The 19785-nt window shown below is 63.0% G+C and carries 23 protein-coding genes; 12 read left to right on the top strand and 11 right to left on the bottom strand.

The window, feature by feature from the left end:
• The first annotated feature begins 1 nt into the window (after position 1).
• Positions 2-3205 (top strand): efflux RND transporter permease subunit, encoded by a 3204-nt coding sequence (locus GHT07_RS04775; RefSeq protein WP_153583925.1) that lies wholly within the window; start codon positions 2-4, stop codon positions 3203-3205.
• Positions 3206-3278: 73 nt separating this feature from the next.
• Here GHT07_RS04775 and GHT07_RS04770 read toward each other — a convergent pair whose 3' ends face one another.
• Both GHT07_RS04770 and orn read right to left on the bottom strand, forming a co-directional pair.
• A complete protein-coding gene (locus GHT07_RS04770; protein WP_153583924.1) occupies positions 3279-5090 on the bottom strand; it encodes a DEAD/DEAH box helicase in 1812 nt (603 codons plus the stop codon).
• 204 nt (positions 5091-5294) lie between these two features.
• Positions 5295-5894 carry an oligoribonuclease gene (gene orn / locus GHT07_RS04765; protein ID WP_153583923.1) on the bottom strand — a complete coding sequence of 200 codons (600 nt, stop codon included), beginning with the start codon at positions 5892-5894 and terminating at the stop codon, positions 5295-5297.
• Positions 5895-5931: 37 nt separating this feature from the next.
• Between orn and GHT07_RS04760 the strand changes: the two genes are divergently transcribed.
• From GHT07_RS04760 to rsgA, 3 genes are read left to right on the top strand one after another with little or no spacing between them, the layout of a single operon-like run.
• Positions 5932-7194: a M48 family metallopeptidase gene (locus tag GHT07_RS04760; RefSeq protein WP_153583922.1), complete on the top strand. Its 1263-nt coding sequence runs from the start codon at positions 5932-5934 to the stop codon at positions 7192-7194.
• Positions 7191-7541, top strand: coding sequence for a 4a-hydroxytetrahydrobiopterin dehydratase (locus GHT07_RS04755; RefSeq protein WP_228488186.1), 351 nt, complete (start codon positions 7191-7193; stop codon positions 7539-7541). Before GHT07_RS04760 ends, GHT07_RS04755 begins: the two co-directional genes overlap by 4 nt.
• Positions 7541-8461: a ribosome small subunit-dependent GTPase A gene (gene rsgA / locus GHT07_RS04750; protein WP_194792822.1), complete on the top strand. Its 921-nt coding sequence runs from the start codon at positions 7541-7543 to the stop codon at positions 8459-8461. Before GHT07_RS04755 ends, rsgA begins: the two co-directional genes overlap by 1 nt.
• On the opposite strand, the gene GHT07_RS04745 is transcribed toward rsgA, so the two are convergent.
• The 6 genes from GHT07_RS04745 to rpsP all read right to left on the bottom strand — a co-directional run bounded on the left by GHT07_RS04745 (position 8458) and on the right by rpsP (position 12422).
• The gene (locus GHT07_RS04745) at positions 8458-9450 is read right to left on the bottom strand and encodes a CobD/CbiB family protein (protein ID WP_153583920.1); all 993 of its coding nucleotides are present in this window, start codon (positions 9448-9450) and stop codon (positions 8458-8460) included. The genes rsgA and GHT07_RS04745 overlap by 4 nt on opposite strands.
• A gap of 32 nt (positions 9451-9482) precedes the next feature.
• Positions 9483-10193, bottom strand: coding sequence for a CoA pyrophosphatase (locus GHT07_RS04740; RefSeq protein ID WP_153583919.1), 711 nt, complete (start codon positions 10191-10193; stop codon positions 9483-9485).
• Positions 10194-10272: 79 nt separating this feature from the next.
• On the bottom strand, positions 10273-10665 hold the full coding sequence (gene rplS, locus GHT07_RS04735) for a 50S ribosomal protein L19 (RefSeq protein WP_153583918.1): 393 nt from the start codon (positions 10663-10665) through the stop codon (positions 10273-10275).
• Positions 10666-10800: 135 nt separating this feature from the next.
• The gene (gene trmD / locus GHT07_RS04730; RefSeq protein ID WP_153583917.1) at positions 10801-11547 is read right to left on the bottom strand and encodes a tRNA (guanosine(37)-N1)-methyltransferase TrmD; all 747 of its coding nucleotides are present in this window, start codon (positions 11545-11547) and stop codon (positions 10801-10803) included.
• 31 nt (positions 11548-11578) lie between these two features.
• Positions 11579-12145, bottom strand: coding sequence for a ribosome maturation factor RimM (gene rimM / locus GHT07_RS04725; RefSeq protein WP_323740799.1), 567 nt, complete (start codon positions 12143-12145; stop codon positions 11579-11581).
• 10 nt (positions 12146-12155) lie between these two features.
• Complete coding sequence (gene rpsP / locus GHT07_RS04720; RefSeq protein ID WP_153583916.1) at positions 12156-12422, bottom strand: 30S ribosomal protein S16; 267 nt, start codon at positions 12420-12422, stop codon at positions 12156-12158.
• A 121-nt stretch (positions 12423-12543) separates the two neighbouring features.
• Between rpsP and GHT07_RS04715 the strand changes: the two genes are divergently transcribed.
• The 3 genes from GHT07_RS04715 to GHT07_RS04705 all read left to right on the top strand — a co-directional run bounded on the left by GHT07_RS04715 (position 12544) and on the right by GHT07_RS04705 (position 14182).
• The gene (locus tag GHT07_RS04715) at positions 12544-13077 is read left to right on the top strand and encodes a GNAT family N-acetyltransferase (RefSeq protein ID WP_153583915.1); all 534 of its coding nucleotides are present in this window, start codon (positions 12544-12546) and stop codon (positions 13075-13077) included.
• Positions 13074-13520: a TM2 domain-containing protein gene (locus tag GHT07_RS04710; protein ID WP_153583914.1), complete on the top strand. Its 447-nt coding sequence runs from the start codon at positions 13074-13076 to the stop codon at positions 13518-13520. Before GHT07_RS04715 ends, GHT07_RS04710 begins: the two co-directional genes overlap by 4 nt.
• A gap of 119 nt (positions 13521-13639) precedes the next feature.
• Complete coding sequence (locus GHT07_RS04705; protein ID WP_153583913.1) at positions 13640-14182, top strand: GNAT family N-acetyltransferase; 543 nt, start codon at positions 13640-13642, stop codon at positions 14180-14182.
• 16 nt (positions 14183-14198) lie between these two features.
• Here GHT07_RS04705 and GHT07_RS04700 read toward each other — a convergent pair whose 3' ends face one another.
• The 3 genes from GHT07_RS04700 to GHT07_RS04690 all read right to left on the bottom strand — a co-directional run bounded on the left by GHT07_RS04700 (position 14199) and on the right by GHT07_RS04690 (position 16313).
• Complete coding sequence (locus GHT07_RS04700; protein WP_153583912.1) at positions 14199-15209, bottom strand: inorganic phosphate transporter; 1011 nt, start codon at positions 15207-15209, stop codon at positions 14199-14201.
• Positions 15210-15226: 17 nt separating this feature from the next.
• Positions 15227-15871, bottom strand: coding sequence for a DUF47 domain-containing protein (locus GHT07_RS04695; RefSeq protein WP_153583911.1), 645 nt, complete (start codon positions 15869-15871; stop codon positions 15227-15229).
• Positions 15872-15944: 73 nt separating this feature from the next.
• On the bottom strand, positions 15945-16313 hold the full coding sequence (locus GHT07_RS04690) for a DMT family protein (RefSeq protein ID WP_153583910.1): 369 nt from the start codon (positions 16311-16313) through the stop codon (positions 15945-15947).
• Here GHT07_RS04690 and GHT07_RS04685 point away from each other — a divergent pair.
• From GHT07_RS04685 to GHT07_RS04665, 5 genes are all read left to right on the top strand, one after another.
• Positions 16312-16962: an RluA family pseudouridine synthase gene (locus tag GHT07_RS04685; RefSeq protein ID WP_153583909.1), complete on the top strand. Its 651-nt coding sequence runs from the start codon at positions 16312-16314 to the stop codon at positions 16960-16962. The genes GHT07_RS04690 and GHT07_RS04685 overlap by 2 nt on opposite strands.
• Positions 16963-16995: 33 nt before the next feature.
• Entirely contained in the window at positions 16996-17751 is a 756-nt protein-coding gene (locus GHT07_RS04680) for an SDR family NAD(P)-dependent oxidoreductase (RefSeq protein WP_153583908.1), read from the top strand.
• Between the two features lie 72 nt (positions 17752-17823).
• Positions 17824-19008: a beta-ketothiolase BktB gene (gene bktB / locus GHT07_RS04675; protein WP_153583907.1), complete on the top strand. Its 1185-nt coding sequence runs from the start codon at positions 17824-17826 to the stop codon at positions 19006-19008.
• Between the two features lie 64 nt (positions 19009-19072).
• Positions 19073-19387 carry a DUF883 family protein gene (locus GHT07_RS04670; RefSeq protein ID WP_153583906.1) on the top strand — a complete coding sequence of 105 codons (315 nt, stop codon included), beginning with the start codon at positions 19073-19075 and terminating at the stop codon, positions 19385-19387.
• Between the two features lie 11 nt (positions 19388-19398).
• On the top strand, positions 19399-19785 hold the full coding sequence (locus GHT07_RS04665; RefSeq protein WP_153583905.1) for a phage holin family protein: 387 nt from the start codon (positions 19399-19401) through the stop codon (positions 19783-19785).

The raw sequence follows: 19785 nt of genomic DNA, 5'->3' as shown, positions 1-19785 counted from the left end.
GATGTTTCTCTCCGACTTCAGCATTCGCCGTCCGATCGCGACGGTGGTGGTCATCCTGGCGCTGATGGCGCTGGGCCTGCTCGCACTGTCCAAGCTGCGCGTCAATGAAGTGCCCGATGTGCAGCAGCCGGTGCTGGTCGTGCAGATCGCGTATCCGGGCGCTTCGCCCGAGACGGTTGAGCGCGAGGTGATCAACCGCATCGAGAAAACGCTGCAGAGCGTGACGGGCGTTTATGAAATGCGCTCCACCGCCAAGGACAGCAGCGCGCAGTTCGTGATCATCTTCAACTTCAAAAAGAACATGATCGAGGCGAGCGACGAAGTGCGCAACGCCATCGCGACCGTGCGCTACAAGCTGCCGGTGGAAATGCGCGAGCCGGTGCTCATTCGCATCGACCCCAACTCGGACCCGATCCTGAACCTCGCGCTGTCGTCGTCCAGGCAGACGCAGGCCGAGATTTCGCGCCTGGCCGAAGACGACCTGGCCGACCGGCTGCGCGGCATCGACGGTGTGGCCACTGTGGAAGTCGGCGGCTCGCTCAAGCGCGAGCTGTCGATTTTGCTCAAGGCTGACCGCATGCGCGAATTCAACGTGGGCGTGTCGGATGTGATTGCCGCCGTGCAAGGCGCAAACACGAATGCACCGGTGGGGCGCGTTGTCGGCCCGCTGAAAGACCAGAGCATCCGCCTGGTGGGGCGCATTGAATCGCCCGTGGAGTTCGGCCAGATCATCATCAAGCGGCGCGGCGACCAGGTGGTGCGCCTGTCGCAGGTCGCCACCACGGTGGATGGGTTTGCGGAGCGCAGCAGCTTCAGTTTGCGCAGCGCCAATCCGAATGTGGGCATGTTCGTCACCCGCGCTCGTGACGCGAGCACGGTGAGCGTGGCCAACAACGTGAAGAAGGCCATCGTCGAGATCAACAAGACGCTGCCCGAGGGCACGCACCTGGACGTGACCTACGACGGCGGCGAGAGCGCGCAGGACAACCTGAACAACGTGATCCACGCGCTCACGCTGGGTGCGGGGCTGACGATCTTTGTGGTGTACGTGTTCCTGAATTCGTGGCGCTCCACGCTGATCACGGCGCTGAGCCTGCCCACGTCGGCCATCGCGGCGTTCATTGCCGTGTGGCTGTGCGGCTTCACGCTGAACTTCATGACGCTGCTGGGGCTGTCGCTCGCCATTGGTGTGCTGATCGACGATGCGATCGTGGTGCGAGAGAACATCGTGCGGCACATGGAGCGCGGTGCGGACCGCGTCACGGCATCGCGCGAGGGCACGGCAGAGATCGGGCTGGCAGTGGCAGCGACGACGTTCTCGATCATCGCGATCTTCATTCCGGTCGCGTTCATGCCGGGCGTGGCGGGCGAATGGTTCCGCCCGTTCGCCTTGACCGTGGCCTGTTCGGTGATGGTGAGCCTGTTCATCTCGTTCACGCTCGACCCGATGCTGTCGGCCTACTGGGGCGACCCGCCGGGCTATCACCATGCGCAGAACCGCAGCAGGATTTCCAGGCAGTTGAAGCGGTTCAATGAATGGTTCGACCATCAGGCGGACCGCTACGGCGACGTGATTGCCTGGGCACTGCACCATCGCAAGTGGATGGCCGTGGCCGCACTGGCCAGCCTGGGTGCAGCAGCAGGCTTGCATGCCGCGTTCGGTGGACAGAGCTTCCTGCCGGTGGCCGATGCCGACGTGATCGCCATCGAGGTGCGTACGCCCTCCTCCGCCAGCCTCGACTACACGAAGCTGAAGGTCGAGAAGGCGGCCGAGCTTGCGCGCACATTGCCGGAGACTGTGGCGACGAACAGCCGCGTGAACATCGGCGGCGGGCGGGTGTACGTGGACATCGGCAAGACCACAGGCCGCAGCCGCAAGGCACAGGCTGTGGCGGTCGATCTGCGCAAGCTGATGGCGCAGCTGGTCGGTGCGGAATATGTCGTGCTCGACGACCTGAACAACGGCACGCGCAAGCCCGTCGAGATCCGTTTCTATGGGCAGGACACACGCACGCTCCTGGACATCACCAACGCCTACATGGAGCGCATGCGCAAGATCGACGGTGCGGTGGACGTGGGCCTGTCAGAGCTGAGCCCCAAGGACGAGTTGCGCATCGAGCTCAACCGCGGCCTTGCGAATTCGCTGGGTATCAGCGTGAACGACGCTGCACAGGCGTTGCGGGTTGCGTTTGCGGGTGTGGAAGTCGGCGACTGGATCGACCCCAACGGCCAGGCGCGTGACGTGGCGGTGCGGCTTGACCCGAAGGATCGCGTAGACGCGGAAAACATCGAGCGCCTGCCGATCGCAGTCGCAGGCACGAATATGGTGGTGCCGCTGAACCAGATCGCCACGGTGACGATGAGCGTTGCGCCTGCGCAGGTGCAGCACTTGAATGGGCGCCGCATGATTGCCGTGTCTGCCAACGCACAGGGCCGCGCTTCGGGCGATGTGACGAAGGACGCGCTGGCACTGGCGAAGTCGCTCGACTTCCCCGCCGGCTACGGCGTGGAGCTTGGCGGCGCGGGCAAGGACCAGAAGGAGGTTTTCTCGGCCATGTTCACGGCGCTGATCATGGGTGTGGGCTGCATGTACCTGATCCTGGTGATCCAGTTCGGCTCATTCACCGCGCCGCTGGCGGTGATGCTTTCGCTGCCCTTGTCGCTCATAGGCGTGGTGCTGGCGCTGGTGCTCACGCGCAGCACACTCAACCTGATGAGCTTCATCGGCATCATCATGCTGATGGGGCTGGTGGCGAAGAACGCGATCTTGCTGCTCGACGCCGCGCGCAAGCGCGAGGCTGAGGGCATGGAGCGTGAGGAAGCACTGATGTCTGCTGGCCGCGCACGCTTGCGACCGATTTTGATGACGACGTTTGCGTTGATCGCGGGCATGCTGCCCGTAGCGATCGGCATTGGCGAAGGCGGCGACTTTTACCGGCCCATGGCCATCGCGATCATCGGCGGAACGATCACTGCTACGCTGCTCACGCTGCTGGTGGTGCCGTCGTTCTACGACAGCATCGAGATCGCTAAGGACCGCGCGATTGCGAAATTCCACAGGCGCGAAGCCACGATGCCGACGTTCGTGGCGATGGCGGCGACGATTGGTGAGGCGGTGTTGACCTTGTTGATGCTGCGCTTTGCGTATCGCGCCGTGCGGCAGTTCATGGCCAGCCGCGGGCAACCTGCCACGTCGTCAGCGTGATGCGTCGCTGAAATGAAAAAAGCCGGGACGTACCCGGCTTTTTTTATTGGCAGGCTGAGCCCGCCGCGACTGGTCAGTTCGCCGGCTTGTACGGCTTCTTCTTCACGTCGCGCGGCACGAACACCTTGCCGCCGTTGCCCATCTTCGCGGGCTTGCCGAAAGCGGGCGGGCGGCCAGCGAAGTCGCCACGGGAAGCGAAGTCGCCACGACCAGCGAAGTCACCACCGCGGGGGGCAAAGTCACCACGCGGGGCGAAGTCACCGCGAGGCGCGAAGCCTTCGCGCTTGCCAGCGAAGCCGCCTTCGTCACGGCCACGGCCGCCACCACCGAAGTCATTGAAGCCGGTCTTGTTGGCGTAACCCGCCGCCGGAGCACGGCGCTGGTCGAAGCCACCACTGCGCGGTGCGCCGCCGAACTTGCGGTCACGCGAATGGTTTTCGCGCGGGCCACGGTCGGCGAAGTTGCCCGGCGGGCGCGACTGCGGCATGCGCTGCTGCGGCTCAAGGCCGGGGATCGTCTCGGCCTTCAACGGCTGGCGGCTGTACGCCTCGATGTCGAAGATCTTGCGGCGATCGCGGAACTCGGCGAATGTCACTGCCAGGCCATCGCGGCCAGCGCGGCCTGTACGGCCGATGCGGTGCGTGTAGTCCTCAGCCTTCATCGGCAAGCCGTAGTTGAAGACGTGGGTGATGGTGGGCACGTCGATGCCGCGAGCGGCGACGTCGGTGGCGACCAGGATCTGCACGTGGCCCTGGCGCAGTGCCATCAGGCGGCGGTTGCGCATGCCCTGGTTCAGCGCGCCGTGCAGGGCAACGGCGTCAAAGCCGGCTTGCTGCAAGTCGTTGGCGAGGCCGTCGCACTCGATCTGCGTGCTGGCGAAAACGATGGCCTGGTTGATCGTGGTGTCGCGCAGCCAGTGGTCCAGCAGCTTGCGCTTGTGCTGGGCGTTGTCAGCCCAGAACAGCACTTGCTTGATGTTGACGTGCTTCTCGCCAGGGTTGTCAATCTGCACCTTGCGCGGCTCACGCATCACGCGTGCTGCCAGCTGCTGGATGCGGGGAGCGAAGGTGGCGCTGAACATCATCGTCTGCTTGCGCTCGATGGTGAGTTGGTTCACTTCAGCCAGGTCGTCGGCAAAGCCGAGGTCGAGCATGCGGTCGCCTTCATCGACGACGAGGAACTGCACCTTGTCGAGCTTGAGTTGCGACGAGCGCTGCAGGTCGAGCAGGCGGCCCGGCGTGGCGACGACCAGGTCGGCGTTTTGCAGGCGCGCGAGTTGCAGCTGGTACGGCATGCCGCCAACAACGCTGGCAATGCGCAGGCCGCGGCAATGACGCACGAGGTCGATCGCATCGCTGGCGACTTGCTGCGCGAGTTCGCGCGTGGGGCAGAGGATCAGCGCGCCGGGTGTGGCGGCTTTGAAGTTGCGCGAGCTGGTGGGGTCCAGGCGCTTGGGGCGCTTGGGGGCGGGCTCGCCCTTGGCCAGTGCTTCGGCCGTGAGGCGCTCGAATTCAAGGCGGGATTTGGTTTCTGCATCAGCTTGTTGCTTGAGCAACGTGTGCAGAACGGGCAACAGGAACGCGGCTGTCTTGCCGCTGCCCGTCTGGGCGGAGACCATCAGGTCAGTGAAGCCGGCGGCTTCGTCATCGGACGGCAGGGCCTGCGGAATGACTTGTTGCTGGACGGGTGTGGGTTGGGTGAAATTCAGTTCCTCAACGGCACGGATCAGTTCCGGCGCGAGGCCCAGTTTGATAAAGCCGTTGGGAGCGACTTCGGCGGGTGCCAGCTCGACAGTGGTGTCGATGACGTGGATGGTGGTGTCGATAGTGGTATCGATGGTGTCGGCAGGCGCGAAGTCGCCCTGCACTTCAAAAGTGTCGGTCATTCAATTGCTCACACGAGTAGCACGACCGCGCAACGGCAGTGCTGTCGTCAATGGTTAAAGGACATCAACCATCAAACGACTGTCAGAGGCATTGAGGACTTTCTAAAGCCCGCCACTGGTGGCTTCCATTTGCTCAGGAGGCCTTGTGTGAAGGAGGATGCACGAGGACCGCAGTGCGCGGCCAAGCCATTGATTATCGCATGTTCAGGGTTTGCCCGCAACACCAATGGGTGCATTGAGGTTCAGGAACTGGTCGCGGTAGTGCGCAAGTTCGTCAATGGATTCATGCACATCCGCCAGCGCAGTGTGCTTTTGCTGCTTCTTGAACGATGCATACACGTCGGGCCGCCAGCGCTTGGCGAGTTCCTTCAGCGTGCTCACGTCCAGATTGCGATAGTGAAAGTACGCTTCGAGCTTGGGCATGTACTTCACGAGGAAGCGGCGATCCTGGCTGATGGTGTTGCCACACATCGGTGAGCCATTGCGCGGGATGTACTTCGCGATGAACTCGATGATCGTCTGCTCCGCCTGCGCTTCCGTGATGGTCGATGCCTTCACTTTGTCGATGAGGCCGCTGCGCCCATGCGTGCCCTTGTTCCACGCGTCCATCTTGTCGAGCAGGGCATCGCTTTGGTGAATGACCAGCACGGGGCCTTCGATCCGGGGCGTCAGGTCGGGCCCTGTCGCGATGACAGCGATCTCGATCAGGCGGTCATTCTCGGGGTCGAGCCCCGTCATTTCACAGTCGAGCCAGATGAGGTTCTGGTCACTTCTCTTCAGGGTGGACGTATCGTTATCCGGCATGCCCCGATTGTCGCGCATGGCCTAAACTGCGGCCTGCATGTCACCTTCGTACACCCTCACGATCACTTTCGCCATTGCGCTGCTTGCTGGCATCGCACTGAAGTTCTGGCTGGCCTCGCGGCAGATTCACTACGTCGCTTCGCACCGTGATGTCGTGCCGCCTGCATTCGCCGCGCAAGTCAGTCTTGCTGCGCACCAGAAGGCAGCCAGCTACACGATTGCAAAAACGCGCTTCGGCATGATCACGCTCGCGTGGGAGTCCGCGTTGCTGCTTGCCTGGACGTTGCTCGGCGGGCTCGACATCCTCAACCAGGCTCTGGCTTCGGCTGTGGGCACAGGCATGGCGCAGCAGTTGCTGCTGCTCGCCTCGTTCGTCGCGATCGGCGGCGTGCTGAGCCTGCCGTTCACGCTCTACGAGACCTTCGTTCTCGAAGAGCGGTTCGGCTTCAACAAGATGACGATTCGCTTGTGGGTCATCGATCTCGTCAAATCAACGTTGATAGGCGCTGCTATCGGTTTGCCGATTGCCGCCTTGATCCTTTGGCTGATGGGTAGCGCCGGCGAGCTGTGGTGGCTGTGGGCCTGGTGCGTATGGATGGGGTTCAACATGCTGCTGCTCGTGGTGTACCCCATGTTCATCGCGCCGGTCTTCAACAAGTTCAAGCCGCTCGACGACGAGGCGCTGAAGGCGCGCGTCACGGAACTGATGCGCCGCTGCGGATTTGCGGCCAAGGGCCTGTTCGTGATGGACGGCAGCAAGCGCAGCGCGCACGCCAACGCATATTTCACGGGCTTTGGATCGTCCAAGCGCGTCGTGTTCTACGACACGCTGCTGGCCAAGCTGTCGCCAGGCGAAGTCGATGCAGTGCTCGCCCATGAACTGGGGCACTTCAAGCACAAGCACATCATCAAGCGCATTGCGAGCCTGTTTGCGATGAGTCTCGTGGGCTTCGCATTGCTCGGATGGCTGTCGGCAAATGCGTGGTTCTACACGGGGCTGGGTGTCAGGCCCAACCTCGACGGCCCGAACAACGCGCTCGCGCTATTGCTGTTTCTGCTGGCGGTGCCCGTTTTTACCGTGTTCATCGGCCCGGTGTTTGCCCAGTTCTCGCGCAAACATGAATTCGAAGCCGATGCCTACGCCGTGCAGCAAACGAGCGGCAACGACTTGAGCACTGCACTGCTCAAGCTCTATGAAGACAACGCATCGACGCTCACGCCCGATCCGGTGTTCGTGAAGTTCTATTACTCGCATCCGCCTGCGTCGGAACGCCTCGCGCGGATGGCGGGCGCAGCATGAGCGAGTCGATGCTGAAAAAGCGCGACTGGGCCCGGCAGGCCAGGCGCGCGCTGAATCCAACGCAGGTGGTCACGAAGTTGGCCACGGTGCCCGGCTGGGCTTTGAGCGGAGACGGCGAAGACGTCGCCATCGAAAAGACATTCACCTTTGCAAACTACTACGAGACGATCTCGTTCGTGAATGCCGTGGCGTTCATTGCCAACGCGCAAGATCACCATCCGAAACTCACTGTGCAATACGGCAGCTGCGTCGTGCGATTCAACACGCACGATGTGAAAGGCCTGTCCGACACTGATTTCGAGTGTGCTGCGCAGGTCGATGCCTTGCTGCCGGAAGGCTCCGTTTGATGGATCGATCGGAGCTCGATTCAGGGCTGGTGGTCGCAGCGCACGGTCGCCATGTGCTTGTTGAAACGCCTGACGGCAAGCGAGTCATTTGCCACCCGCGTGGCAAGAAGAGCGCTGCCGTCGTCGGTGACCGCGTCCTGTGGCAGGCTTCGCGCGACGAAGGCACCATCGAAAAGGTCGAGCCGCGAACCAGCCTCTTTTATCGGCAGGATGAGATCCGCACCAAGTCATTTGCGGCCAATCTCGATACGGTGTTGATCCTCATTGCGGCGGAGCCTGTTTTTTCCGAGAGCCAGCTCGCGCGCGCGTTGATCGCGGCCGAGGCCGCGCAGATCACTCCGCTGATCGCGCTGAACAAGAGCGACCTGGTCGATCCCTTCGAGCGCGCCTGGGCCAGGCTGCTGCCTTACCAGCACATGCACTATGGCGTGCTGCCTTTATCGCTTCGCTTGTCGAGCGACGTCGACAAGGCGTTGCTCCTCAAGCACCTGCACGGCAAGACAACGCTGGTGCTCGGCCCGTCGGGCGCGGGCAAAAGTACGTTGATCAACCTGCTCGCACCCGGCTCGCTTGCGCAGACTGGCGAGATTTCGCAAGCGCTCAACTCGGGCAAGCACACGACGACAGCGACGACACTCTACTGGGCCGATCGAGCCAGTGGCACGGCGCTGATCGATTCACCCGGCTTCCAGGAGTTCGGCCTGAACCACATAGCGCCGACAAACCTTGCCAGCTGCATGCCCGACCTGAAGGCGCACATGGGCAACTGCAAGTTCTACAACTGCACGCACCTGCACGAGCCCGGCTGCGATGTGATGGCGGCTGTTGCAGACACCGGGGCCGCCGGGAGCATCACGACGTCGCGCTACCGCATCTACAAAGAGTTGTTTGCGGAGTTATCGCAGCCGCAGCGTTACTAGCCCAACAAGCGCGCCAGGGTCAGCAGCGCCAGCAACACCATCCACAGCACCACCGAGCGCCAGACCAGGCCCACGATGCTGCGCAGGTGCCCCACTTCGGCTTCACGTCCGGGCGTGCTCTCAGTCGACCCCGGGGCGCTGGCGTCACCAGGCGACGACGCTGCCGCGGCCTGAGGCGAAAGCGCGGATTTCAACGCCTCACCACCCAGCCGCACATTCACGGCGCCTGACGTCGCCGCAAGCACCACGCCGTCGTTGTCGTTCGGGAACCGCTGTGCGTGGTTGCGCCAGCAGTCGATCGCATCTTCGAAACTGCCGACCACCGCGAACGCCAGTGCAGTGGTGCGCGCAGGGATCCAGTCGATCGCCGCCCACGCCTGCGACGCGGCCAGTTGCAATGCCTCGCTTGCGGGCTGTATTTCGCTCAGGCTGCGGTGCTTCCAGTAGCGCGAGACAAACTCGCTCATGCGATAGAACACCGCCCCGCCCGGCCCGAAGCCAAACGCTGCCAGGACTGAAAACCACGTCAACACGCCGAACACATGCCGATGCGCAGCCAGCACCGAATACTCGATCACGTGCCGCACGATTTCGCTGCGCGGCAGCTCACGTGCATCGACTTGCTGCCAGTCGGCCAGCAACTGGCGCGCCCGGTCTTCATCACCTGCGTCCAGTGCGTCGCGGATGTCAGTGAAGTGATGGCTGAACTGCCGAAAGCCGAGGGTGACATACAAGACGGCTGTGCTCCACAGCACGGCAAATGGCCATCCCAGAAAAATGATCAGCAGCCAGTGCACGGCCACCGCAGCGACGGACGGAAGCCCTACCGCCAGCGTCCACGCAATCCATCCGTGGTGGGGTTTGCCGGCATCGAAGTTGCCGCTGACCCACCTGGCCCACGCACGCAAGGTGGCGTGGATGGAATTGCCGCGACCCAATGGGCGCACCTGCTCGATCAGCAACGCGAACAGGATGGCGAAAAAACTCATGCGGCGATCATAAAGCGCGCCGCAACCGGCCCCTAGGCGACCACCAAGCGATAGAAGTTGCGCAGCATCGCTGCAGTGGCACCCCAGATGTAGCGCTCGGTCGTGCCGTCCATGTAGGGCATGGAGAACCACTCGCGGCGGTGCCCTCCCCACTCGAGCGCATGCCGGCGGTGGTGGGCCGGGTTCATCAGGAAATCAAGCGGCACTTCGAACGCGTCGGCCACCTCGAAGGCGTTGAGGGTGAGCTGGTGATCGGGCTGTATGAGGCCAATGACAGGCGTGATGATGAATCGCGTGCCCGTCGTGTAGGTGGGCATCTGGCCGATCACTTCGACATGGGCCGGGTCCAGGCCCACCTCTTCGCGTGCTTCGCGCAAGGCTGTGTGGGCGGCATCAGTATCTGTGTCGTCCTGCTTGCCACCGGGAAAAGCAACCTGGCCCGAATGCGTGGAGAGATGCGTCGTACGCTCGGTCAGCAGGATCGTTGGCCGCTGGCGCATCACGATCGGCACGAGCACCGAGGCGCGTGCGGGCTGCCGCTCGGCGAACTTGCGCTCGCCCCAGATTTCGGGCTCCCAGGCCGGCGGTGAACGGAACCTTTCGCGCAGGGCCGATGGCGTGAGCAACGAAGGGCTCGCCGCCGGAAGATGCGTGTCGATGCCGATCACCGGCACGCTGCGCGGGTCGAAGTTCGGCAGCTTGGATAGCGGCGTATCGGCAGGGACCGAGTCAAAGGACGACATGAAGTGCTCAGGATGACCAGAACGAAAAAACCGCCACAAGCCCAAGGCCGGCGGCGGTTTCTTTTGCGGTGCTACCGGCTTATTCGGCGGCGGTGGCAGCCTCGGCGGGCTTATTGCGATGGGCCAGCTTTTCCTTGATGCGGGCCGACTTGCCACTGCGCTCGCGCAGGTAGTACAGCTTGGCACGGCGCACATCGCCACGGCGCTTGACTTCAATGCTAGCGATCAGCGGACTGTAGGTCTGGAACGTACGCTCCACGCCTTCACCACTGGAAATCTTGCGAACCGTGAAGCCGCTGTTCAGGCCGCGATTGCGCTTGGCAATCACAACGCCTTCATAGGCCTGCACGCGCTTACGGGTGCCTTCAACGACGTTCACGTTGACGATGACGGTATCGCCAGGGGAGAACTCGGGAATCTTCTTGCCCAGGCGGGCAATTTCTTCCTGTTCGAGCGTTTCGATCAGATTCATGTTTCACCTCTAGGATCGTGCCGGGCAATTAGGAATGGGACGCCACACCAGCTGGTGCTGCGCGGAAGCCAACAATGTGCTGGCTTCCTTTGGGACCCAGGCAGAGGATCGGAAAGCCCATGATTATAGCCAATCTCAGCCCAGCTTCTTGAGGAACGCTTCGTCAGCCTTGCTCAAGCGCCCCGCTTCGCGCGCCGCAGCGATCAGCTCCGGGCGCTGCCTGGCCGTCAGTTCCAGGCGGCGGTCACGCCGCCACCGCTCGATGTGCGCGTGGTGGCCCGACAGCAGTTCGGCTGGTGCGGCCCGGCCGTTCCACACTTCTGGCCGGGTGTAATGCGGGCAGTCCAGGAGCCCATCGAGTGCTGCATTGAAGCTGTCGAAGTGGTGGCTGTCTTCATCACCGAGCACGCCCGGCTGCAGGCGGGCAACCGCATCGAGTAGTGCGATCGCTGCGATCTCCCCGCCGGACAACACGAAGTCCCCGAGGCTCATCTGGATATCGACGTGGCTGTCGATAAACCGCTGGTCGATGCCCTCGTAGCGACCGCAAAGCAGAATCGCACCCTGGCTGGCCGACCACGACGTGGCCGCGGCGTGGTCGAGCTTGCGGCCCACGGGGGAGAAGAGAACAAGCGGCGCGTCATCGTTGCGCTCTGCGCGAATGGCCGCGAAGCACCTGGCAAGTGGCTCAGCCATCATCACCATACCCGGGCCTCCGCCAAACGGTCGGTCATCGATACGCCGATAGTTGCCGTCGGCCCAATCGCGCGGGTTCCAGAGCCTGACATCCACGAGCTTCGATTCGAACGCGCGTCGGGTCACGCCAACGGCCATGAACGGCGCGAAGACTTCCGGGAAGAGCGTGATGACATCAAAGCGCATGGCGAAAAAGAGAGGCCCTTGCGTGCCAAGCCTAGTAGTCAGGCTGCCAGTCAACGGTGATGAGCTTGCCAGCGACATCGACGCTGTCAATAAAGGCCGAGACAAACGGAATCATCCGCTCCTGCGGCTTGCCGTCCAGCTCGAGACCGACGACGAGCACCGTCTGCGGCCCGGTGGACATGAGGTCCTTGACTTGCCCCAGCGCGACGCCTTCGCGGTTGACGACGTTCAGCCCGAGCAGGTCTACCCAGTAGTACTCATCAGCTGCAGCCGTCGGGAAACTGGAGCGCGGCACGAAGATGCGCGCGCCCTTCAATGACTCGGCCGCATTGCGGTCATCGACATCCTGCGCCTGCGCCACCACGGAGTCAGAGTGTTCTTTCGCCTCGCGCACACGCATCAGCACCGTGCCCGAGAAGGTTTTGGCACCTCGCTCGGACGGTTGCAAATACCAGCGCTTGGAAGAAAAAAGCGCTTCCGGGGAAGCGCTGTGGGGCAGGACTTTGAACCAGCCCTTGATGCCCCAGGCATCAAGAATTCGCCCGACTTCGATGGCATCCGCGGGAAGTTCCGCAGGTTCGAGGCCGGGAAAAGTCACTTGAATCGAATTACGCAGCTGCGGCGGCCGGAGCCTTGTCCGCAGCTTGCTTGAGCAGACGCTCAACAGTGGGCGATGCTTGCGCGCCGACACTCTTCCAGTAGGTCAAGCGATCCTGCGCAACGCGGATCGATTCCTCACCGCCCTTGGCGATCGGGTTGTAGAAACCCAGGCGCTCGATGAATCGGCCATCGCGACGCGTACGCTTGTCAGCGACGACGATGTTGAAAAAAGGACGGGCTTTAGCGCCGCCGCGAGAGAGTCGAATGACGACCATGATTTATCCTGTCGGGTGGAGGGGAGTTTCACTTCCCCGAATCTTCCAGCGTTGAGACACGCGCCAAGGCCACCCGGCCGGCACACGCTGTAGAGCCCGCAATTATAGCCCGTAACCCTAAATGCCAACTATCCGCCCCAGCAAAGACAGCGACCTGCCTGCGATCACCTCCATCTATTCCCACCACGTGCTGCACGGCACGGGAACCTTCGAAACGACACCTCCCAGCGAAGATGACATGAAGGCGCGCCGGGCCGACGTCCTCTCGAAAGGCCTGCCGTACCTCGTCATGGAAGTGGCGGGCGAAGTCGTCGGCTTTGCGTATTGCCAATGGTTCAAGCCACGCCCCGCCTATCGCTATTCAGCCGAAGACTCGATTTACATGCACCCGCAATCGGCGGGCAAGGGCTGGGGGAAAATTCTGTTGATCGAACTGGAACGTGAAGCGGAAGCTGCAGGCATTCGCAAACTGATCGCCGTGATCGGCGACTCTGGCAACGCGGGCTCGATCGGTGTGCACCGCGCACTCGGCTTCACCGAAGTCGGCACCATCAAATCGTGCGGCTGGAAGTTCGGCCGCTGGCTCGACATCGTGATGATGGAAAAAAGCATCGGCCAGGCCGACACAACTGCACCGGCTGGCATCCCCGCATGAAGAACAAGACCGTGGCCGCATGGCTTGCATTTGTAGGCGGCCCGATTGGCTTGCATCGTTTCTACCTCCACGGATTCGGCGACTGGCTCGGTTGGGCGTTGCCCATTCCAACTGCGATCGGTGTGTACGGAATTTCCCGCGTGCAGCAATACGGCCTGGACGACCCCTGGAGCTGGGTGCTCATTCCGTTGCTTGGATTCAACATCGCCGGCTGCGCCCTGATGGCCATCATCTACGGCCTGATGACGCGCGAGAAGTGGAACGCACGCTTCAATCGATCGTCGCCGCAAGACTCGCGGGCTGGCTCCACGAACTGGTTCACCATCTTCGCGGTGGCGCTTTCCCTCCTCATAGGCACCACGGTGCTGATGGCCAGCTTCGTCTACAGCTTCCAGAAGTACTTCGAATACCAGGTCGACGAGGGACGAAAGATTTCGCAGTAGGCGGCAGTGGTGGCGCGTGGCTGCGATTTTGCACATCGCTTCATGCGCGTTTCGCATTTCCTTGCGTTGCGGCCTTGCGCTAGGCTGGCTCGTCCATTCACCCCACCAGGAGAGACGACATGGACACGGCCCACCAGGCTGACGCCAACGCCATCGTGATCCGCAGCGCCGAACCCTCGGACGCAGCGGCCATCTCAAACCTGCTCGGCCAGGTCGGCACGTTCGAAGGCCTGCTGCAGACCCCCGACTTCCCGGAAGCGGGCCGCATGGAGTTCCTGCAGAAGATCGAGCCGCACGCCTGCCGGCTCGTGGCGGTTGCGGGTGACAAGGTGGTAGGCAATGCGGGGCTGCACCTGGCGCAGATGTCGCTGCGGCGCTTCCACGTGCGCTACCTGGGCATTGGCGTTCATCCGCAATGGCAAGGCCGCGGCGTCGGCCGCCAGCTTATTGCGCGGCTCGTTGACTGGGCCGACAACTGGGCAAACGTGTTGCGCATCGAGCTGCATGTGCACGCGGACAATGACCGGGCGCGGGCACTCTATGAATCATTCGGCTTCTTCGAAGAAGGGCGGCACAAGGCGTATGCGCTGAAGAATGGCCGCTTTGTCGATTGCTTCTCGATGGCGCGGCTGCACCCCAACGCGCCGCGCATCACTGACTGACCGCCGCCAGGCAGGCCTAGAAGATCTGCAGGCTCAGCCAGTAGGCGATGCTGGCAACAAACGCAGCCGCCGGGATGGTGAAGATCCAGGCCCAGACGATGTTGCCCGCCACGCCCCAACGAACGGCGCTGGCACGCCGGGTTGCGCCCACACCCACGATCGCCCCGGTGATCGTGTGCGTCGTCGAGACCGGAACGCCGAGCGCAGTCGCCAGGAACAGCGTGATCGCGCCGCCTGTCTCTGCACAAAAGCCACCCACCGGCTTGAGCTTGGTGATCTTCTGGCCCATTGTCTTGACGATGCGCCAGCCTCCGAACATCGTGCCGAGGCCGATGGCGAGGTAGCACGCATAAATCACCCACGAAGGTGGCATCTTGCTGTCAGCCGCAACGTGGCCGGTGGCAATGAGCAGCATCCAGATAATGCCGATCGTCTTTTGCGCATCGTTGCCGCCGTGCCCCAGGCTGTACGCGCCCGCGGACACCAGCTGCAAGCGTCGGAACCAGCGGTCAACACGTGAAGGCGTCGTGCGCCTGAATATCCACGAAACCGCCACCATCATCATCGAGCCGAAGATGAACCCGAGCAATGGCGAGAGAAAGATGAACAGGACGGTCTTCCAGATGCCCGCGGCGACAAGGTGACCCGCCCCCGCCTTGGCGAGGACGGCGCCGACGATGCCGCCAATCAGCGCGTGCGACGAGCTGCTCGGGATGCCCCACCACCACGTCAACAGGTTCCAGGTGATGGCGCCAACAAGTGCGCCGAACACCACGTGCGTGTCCACAATGCCCGGCTCGACGATGCCCTTGCCCACCGTGGCCGCCACGCTCAGGTGAAACACGCCGATAGCTACCAGGTTGAAAAAAGCTGCGAACAGCACCGCCTGCCCCGGCCGCAGGACGCCAGTGGAGACGACGGTGGCAATCGAATTCGCGGCGTCATGAAAGCCATTCATGAAGTCGAACGCCAGTGCCAGCACCACCAGCATGACGACCATCCACAACGCGGCTTGCGTGGCTTCCATTCAGCGTGCCCTGCGAATCAAGAGTTCTCGAGGATGATGCCCTCGATCACGTTGGCCACGTCCTCGCACTTGTCGGTGATCGTCTCCAGCAGCTCATAAATTGCCTTGAGCTTGATCACTTCACGCACATCGGGCTCTTCGCGAAAGAGCTTGCTCATGGCCGAGCGCATCACGCGATCGGCGTCGGACTCGAGCTTGTCGATTTCCTCGCAGGTCTTCAGCGCCGCTTCGGCCGTGGCGGGGTCTGTGAGCTTGCCGATCATGTAGACGGCCTCTTTCAGCCTGTCGCAGCAACGCACCGACAGGTCCGTCAGGCGCATGATTTCTTCGTTGACCATGCGCACGTCGTACAGCGCCATGGTCTCGGCCGAGTCCTGGATCAGGTCGGCCACGTCGTCCATCGTGTTGATCAGCTTGTGGATCTGCTCACGGTCGATCGGCGTGATGAACGTCTTGTGAAGCAGCCGGTTGACCTCGTGGGTCACTCGATCCGCAGCGCGCTCGGCGTTGTCGACGTCGCGGTTGTACTGCTCACGCAGGTGCGGATCGCTGTAGTTCGCCACCAGCTGCGAGAAGGCGCGCGCAGCCTCCACGATCTTGTCAGCGTGCTGGTTGAACATCTCGAAAAAGTTGCCTTCGCGCGGCAGCAGCTTGCCAAACATTGCCGGCTCCTGAATTGGATAACGTCGGTGAAAGTGCGGCGAGTGTACCGTCTGCCTGCAACCGCTCCCGTTATCAGGCGTGGCGGAAGATGAAGTAGGCTGCGCCGACCATGCACAGGGCAGCCCACAGGTAGTCCAGCTTGAGCGGCTCGTCGAGATAGAAAAACGAGAACGGAAGGAATACAGCCAGCGTGATGACCTCCTGCATGATCTTCAATTGCCCGACACTGAATCCGGCCTGCTGGAAGCCGATGCGATTGGCGGGCACCTGCAGCAGGTATTCGGCCAGCGCGATGGCCCAGCTGATTAGCGCTGCGATGTACCACGGCGCCGTTGCCAGGTTTTTCAGGTGGCCGTACCAGGCCATCGTCATGAAAGCGTTGGACGCTATGAGCAGCACGATTGTCTGCACCGACAGCGGAATCGAGTGAAGGAAATTCATGCCGGGATTATCTGGGCTGGTGGTGTTTTGCGATGCTCATCTGCTGGTGCTCGACAAGCCCGCGGGCCTCCTGTGCGTGCCTGGCCGCGGCGAGGACAAACAGGACTGCCTCGCCAGCCGCGCACAGGCAGAATTTGCCGATGCACTCGTCGTGCACCGGCTGGACATGGCCACCTCCGGCCTGTGCTTGATGGCGCGAGGCCCTCAAGCCCAAAAGCAATTGAGCGCCGCCTTCGAACGGCGTGAAGTCACCAAACACTACATGGCGGTTGTCGCGGGTTGCCTTGAGCCTGAACACGACAATAGCTGGCACACGATCGATCTGCCCTTGGCCGCTGACTGGCCGAACCGTCCCCTGCAAATCGTCGACGCCGTTGCCGGCAAGCCCAGCCAGACAAAGTGGCGAGCCCTCTCGCACGACCGGGCGAGCAACACAACGCGCGTCGCGCTCGAGCCCCTGACGGGCCGCACCCACCAGCTGCGAGTGCACCTGAAATCGCTCGGGCACCCCATCCTCGGCGATGCGCTCTACGCACCGCCCCACGTGCAGGCGCTCAGCCCGCGGCTGTTGCTGCATGCGGTGCAGCTTGAACTCACCCATCCCGCGACGAGCCAGCGCGTCACGTTCTCCAGCCCGCCGCCATTCTGAGCACGCGTGTCGCCGCCCCGCTACGATCAAGGGATGAGCAAACACCTCACGATCCTCACCGGCGCCTCGCGCGGCATGGGCCTTGCCATGGCCGAACAGCTTCTCGATGCGGGGCACGACCTGCTTTGCATGTCGCGACACCACAATGACGCGCTGGGCCAGCACGCAGCGCGCGCAGGACAGCGCTGCGAGCAGTGGCCGGTCGATCTTGCCAATGCCGAGGCAGCAGCCCTGCGCCTGGAAGCGTGGCTGGCGAATGTCAGCTCCCGCGACATCGCCACCGTCACGCTGATCAACAACGCCGGCATGCTGCCGCGCCTGGTGCCCCTGTCTGCGTTGAGCGCCGCTGAAATTGCCCAGGCCATGCGCATCGACCTGGAAGCGCCCATGCTGCTGGCTTCGGCTTTCCTTCGGGCAACGCATGACTGGGCTTCGCAGCGCAAAGTACTCAACATCTCGTCGGGCCTGGGCCGCAGGCCAATGGCATCGCAGGCCCCGTATTGCGCGTCGAAGGCCGGCATGGACCACTTCTCGCGGTGTGTCGCCCTCGAAGAAGCGCTGCGGCCCAACGGCGCGAAGATCAGCTCACTCGCCCCCGGCGTGATCGACACCGACATGCAAGTGCACCTGCGCTCCTCCGACGCGAGCCAGTTCCCCGATGCAGGCAACTTTGTCGGCATGAAGGAAAAAGGCATGCTGGTGTCACCGCAAGACGCGGCCACGCGCGTGCTGGCTTACCTCGCCCGTCCTGACTTTGGCGCCAACCCCGTCTCCGACATCCGCGACTAGCCGAGGGGGCGGCGCTCGGGTTACATTGTTTCGTTGTCCAATAAAAGCTGCACCCCAAGGAGGAGTATTCCCATGATCCAGGAAGTCGTCGTCGTCAGCGCAGTGCGCACCGCCATCGGAACCTTCGGCGGCAGCCTGAAAGACGTGCCACCCGTCGATCTCGGCGCGCTGGTCGTGCGCGAATCACTCTCGCGGGCAGCGGTTGCGGGCGCCGATGTCGGCCACGTGGTGTTCGGCCACGTCGTGAACACCGAGCCGCGCGACATGTACCTCTCCCGCATGGCGGCCATCAACGGCGGCTGCGCTGAAGGCACCCCCGCTTTCAACGTCAATCGCCTGTGCGGCTCGGGCCTGCAGGCCATCCTGTCGGCTGCCCACACCATCCAGCTTGGCGACTGCGACATCGCCATCGGCGGCGGCGCTGAAAACATGAGCCGCGCGCCCTACGCCTCGCTCACCGCCCGCTGGGGCGTGCGAATGGGCGAAATGAAGATGGTCGACATGCTCACCGGTGCCCTGCACGACCCCTTCCACAACATCCACATGGGCATGACCGCCGAAAACGTCGCAGCCAAGTGGGGCATCACCCGCGAAGACCAGGACCGCCTGGCCGTCGAAAGCCACAACCGCGCTGAACGCGCGACCAAGGCGGGCTATTTCAAGGACCAGATCGTGCCCGTCGTGCTCAAGGGCAGGCAGGGCGAGACGGTGTTCGACACCGACGAACATTTCCGCACCGGCGTCCGGCTGGAAGATCTGGCGACGCTGCGGCCCGTGTTTGCGAAAGAGGCAGGCACCGTGACGGCCGGCAATTCGTCAGGCATCAATGACGCCGCAGCTGCCGTCGTGCTGATGGAGCGCAGCGTCGCCATGCGTCGCGGCATCAAGCCGCTGGCCCGGCTGGTTGCCTACGCGCACGCAGGCGTCGATCCGAAGTTCATGGGCATAGGCCCGGTGCCGGCCACGCGCAAGGCGCTGCAAAAGGCCAAGCTGTCCATCAAGGATCTCGACGTCATCGAAGCCAATGAGGCCTTTGCAGCGCAAGCCTGCGCAGTCACACGCGACCTGGAACTCGATCCTGCCAAGGTCAACCCGAACGGCTCCGGCATCTCGCTCGGGCACCCCATCGGCGCGACGGGCGCCTTGATCACGGTGAAGGCACTGCACGAGCTGCAACGCATCGGCGGGCGCTACGCCCTTGTCACGATGTGCATTGGTGGCGGCCAGGGCATTGCGGCGATTTTCGAGCGCGTCTGATGGCGTCGCCCGGCAGCAATCACGCTACCATTCACTATCCACTTGCCATTCACGAAAGCGGCCCATGTCTGAAGAACTGACCCAATCGCACAAAGACAAACTCATGAGCGACCTGAAGCTGGTCATCGCCGATGCCGAGGAGCTTTTGAAGCTCACCGCCGGCAACGTTGGCGACAAGGCAAGCGAGATGCGCATCCGCATGCAAGCGCGCATGGAACAGGCCAAGGCCGACCTGGTTGACCTGCAGGACATGGCCGTGGTGCGCGTTCGCGACGCGGGCCGCGCCGCCGACGCCTACGTGCAAGACAACCCGTGGCGTGCCGTCGGCATTGCCGCTGGCGTCGGCCTCGTGGTCGGCATGCTCATCAGCCGCCGCTGAACCGCCCTGCCATGACAGAGGCTGGCGCCTCGGGCGGCCTGCTCGCTTCGCTGCGGCGCATGTTTGCCACCGTGCTCGAAATCGGGCAGGTGCGGCTGCACATCTTGGGCAACGAGCTGGAGCAGGAAAAGCTTCGCCTGTTCGACGGCCTCATCGTCGCGGCCATCGGCCTCATGCTGACCTCCATTGGCGCCGTGCTGCTGTGCGCCTTGATCATCATGCTGTTCGCCGAGGGTTATCGCATCGTGGCGCTGGCGGTGATGACCATTGTGTTCATCGGCGGCGGCATCCTCGCCATGCGGGCCGGCGGCCAGCGGTTGCGGGCCAAGACGCACATGTTCCAGGCCACGCTCGCTGAAATCGCGCAAGACCGCGAAGCGCTTGCGCCGCGCGAATAG

The sequence above is a fragment of the Caenimonas koreensis DSM 17982 genome (assembly GCF_009646335.1).
GTDB lineage: Bacteria > Pseudomonadota > Gammaproteobacteria > Burkholderiales > Burkholderiaceae_C > Ramlibacter > Ramlibacter koreensis.
The sequence above is the reverse complement of the archived record's forward strand: the minus strand, read 5'-3'. Positions and strand labels throughout refer to the sequence as shown.

Bases quoted from the DNA above. Each gene is read 5' to 3' on its own strand.
- GHT07_RS04775 (WP_153583925.1), top strand. From the start codon at position 2: ATGTTTCTCTCCGACTTCAGCATTCGCCGTCCGATCGCGACGGTGGTG.
- GHT07_RS04770 (WP_153583924.1), bottom strand. From the start codon at position 5,090: ATGACCGACACTTTTGAAGTGCAGGGCGACTTCGCGCCTGCCGACACC.
- orn (WP_153583923.1), bottom strand. From the start codon at position 5,894: ATGCCGGATAACGATACGTCCACCCTGAAGAGAAGTGACCAGAACCTC.
- GHT07_RS04760 (WP_153583922.1), top strand. From the start codon at position 5,932: ATGTCACCTTCGTACACCCTCACGATCACTTTCGCCATTGCGCTGCTT.
- GHT07_RS04755 (WP_228488186.1), top strand. From the start codon at position 7,191: ATGAGCGAGTCGATGCTGAAAAAGCGCGACTGGGCCCGGCAGGCCAGG.
- rsgA (WP_194792822.1), top strand. From the start codon at position 7,541: ATGGATCGATCGGAGCTCGATTCAGGGCTGGTGGTCGCAGCGCACGGT.
- GHT07_RS04745 (WP_153583920.1), bottom strand. From the start codon at position 9,450: ATGAGTTTTTTCGCCATCCTGTTCGCGTTGCTGATCGAGCAGGTGCGC.
- GHT07_RS04740 (WP_153583919.1), bottom strand. From the start codon at position 10,193: ATGTCGTCCTTTGACTCGGTCCCTGCCGATACGCCGCTATCCAAGCTG.
- rplS (WP_153583918.1), bottom strand. From the start codon at position 10,665: ATGAATCTGATCGAAACGCTCGAACAGGAAGAAATTGCCCGCCTGGGC.
- trmD (WP_153583917.1), bottom strand. From the start codon at position 11,547: ATGCGCTTTGATGTCATCACGCTCTTCCCGGAAGTCTTCGCGCCGTTC.
- rpsP (WP_153583916.1), bottom strand. From the start codon at position 12,422: ATGGTCGTCATTCGACTCTCTCGCGGCGGCGCTAAAGCCCGTCCTTTT.
- GHT07_RS04715 (WP_153583915.1), top strand. From the start codon at position 12,544: ATGCCAACTATCCGCCCCAGCAAAGACAGCGACCTGCCTGCGATCACC.
- GHT07_RS04710 (WP_153583914.1), top strand. From the start codon at position 13,074: ATGAAGAACAAGACCGTGGCCGCATGGCTTGCATTTGTAGGCGGCCCG.
- GHT07_RS04705 (WP_153583913.1), top strand. From the start codon at position 13,640: ATGGACACGGCCCACCAGGCTGACGCCAACGCCATCGTGATCCGCAGC.
- GHT07_RS04700 (WP_153583912.1), bottom strand. From the start codon at position 15,209: ATGGAAGCCACGCAAGCCGCGTTGTGGATGGTCGTCATGCTGGTGGTG.
- GHT07_RS04695 (WP_153583911.1), bottom strand. From the start codon at position 15,871: ATGTTTGGCAAGCTGCTGCCGCGCGAAGGCAACTTTTTCGAGATGTTC.
- GHT07_RS04685 (WP_153583909.1), top strand. From the start codon at position 16,312: ATGCCGGGATTATCTGGGCTGGTGGTGTTTTGCGATGCTCATCTGCTG.
- GHT07_RS04690 (WP_153583910.1), bottom strand. From the start codon at position 16,313: ATGAATTTCCTTCACTCGATTCCGCTGTCGGTGCAGACAATCGTGCTG.
- GHT07_RS04680 (WP_153583908.1), top strand. From the start codon at position 16,996: ATGAGCAAACACCTCACGATCCTCACCGGCGCCTCGCGCGGCATGGGC.
- bktB (WP_153583907.1), top strand. From the start codon at position 17,824: ATGATCCAGGAAGTCGTCGTCGTCAGCGCAGTGCGCACCGCCATCGGA.
- GHT07_RS04670 (WP_153583906.1), top strand. From the start codon at position 19,073: ATGTCTGAAGAACTGACCCAATCGCACAAAGACAAACTCATGAGCGAC.
- GHT07_RS04665 (WP_153583905.1), top strand. From the start codon at position 19,399: ATGACAGAGGCTGGCGCCTCGGGCGGCCTGCTCGCTTCGCTGCGGCGC.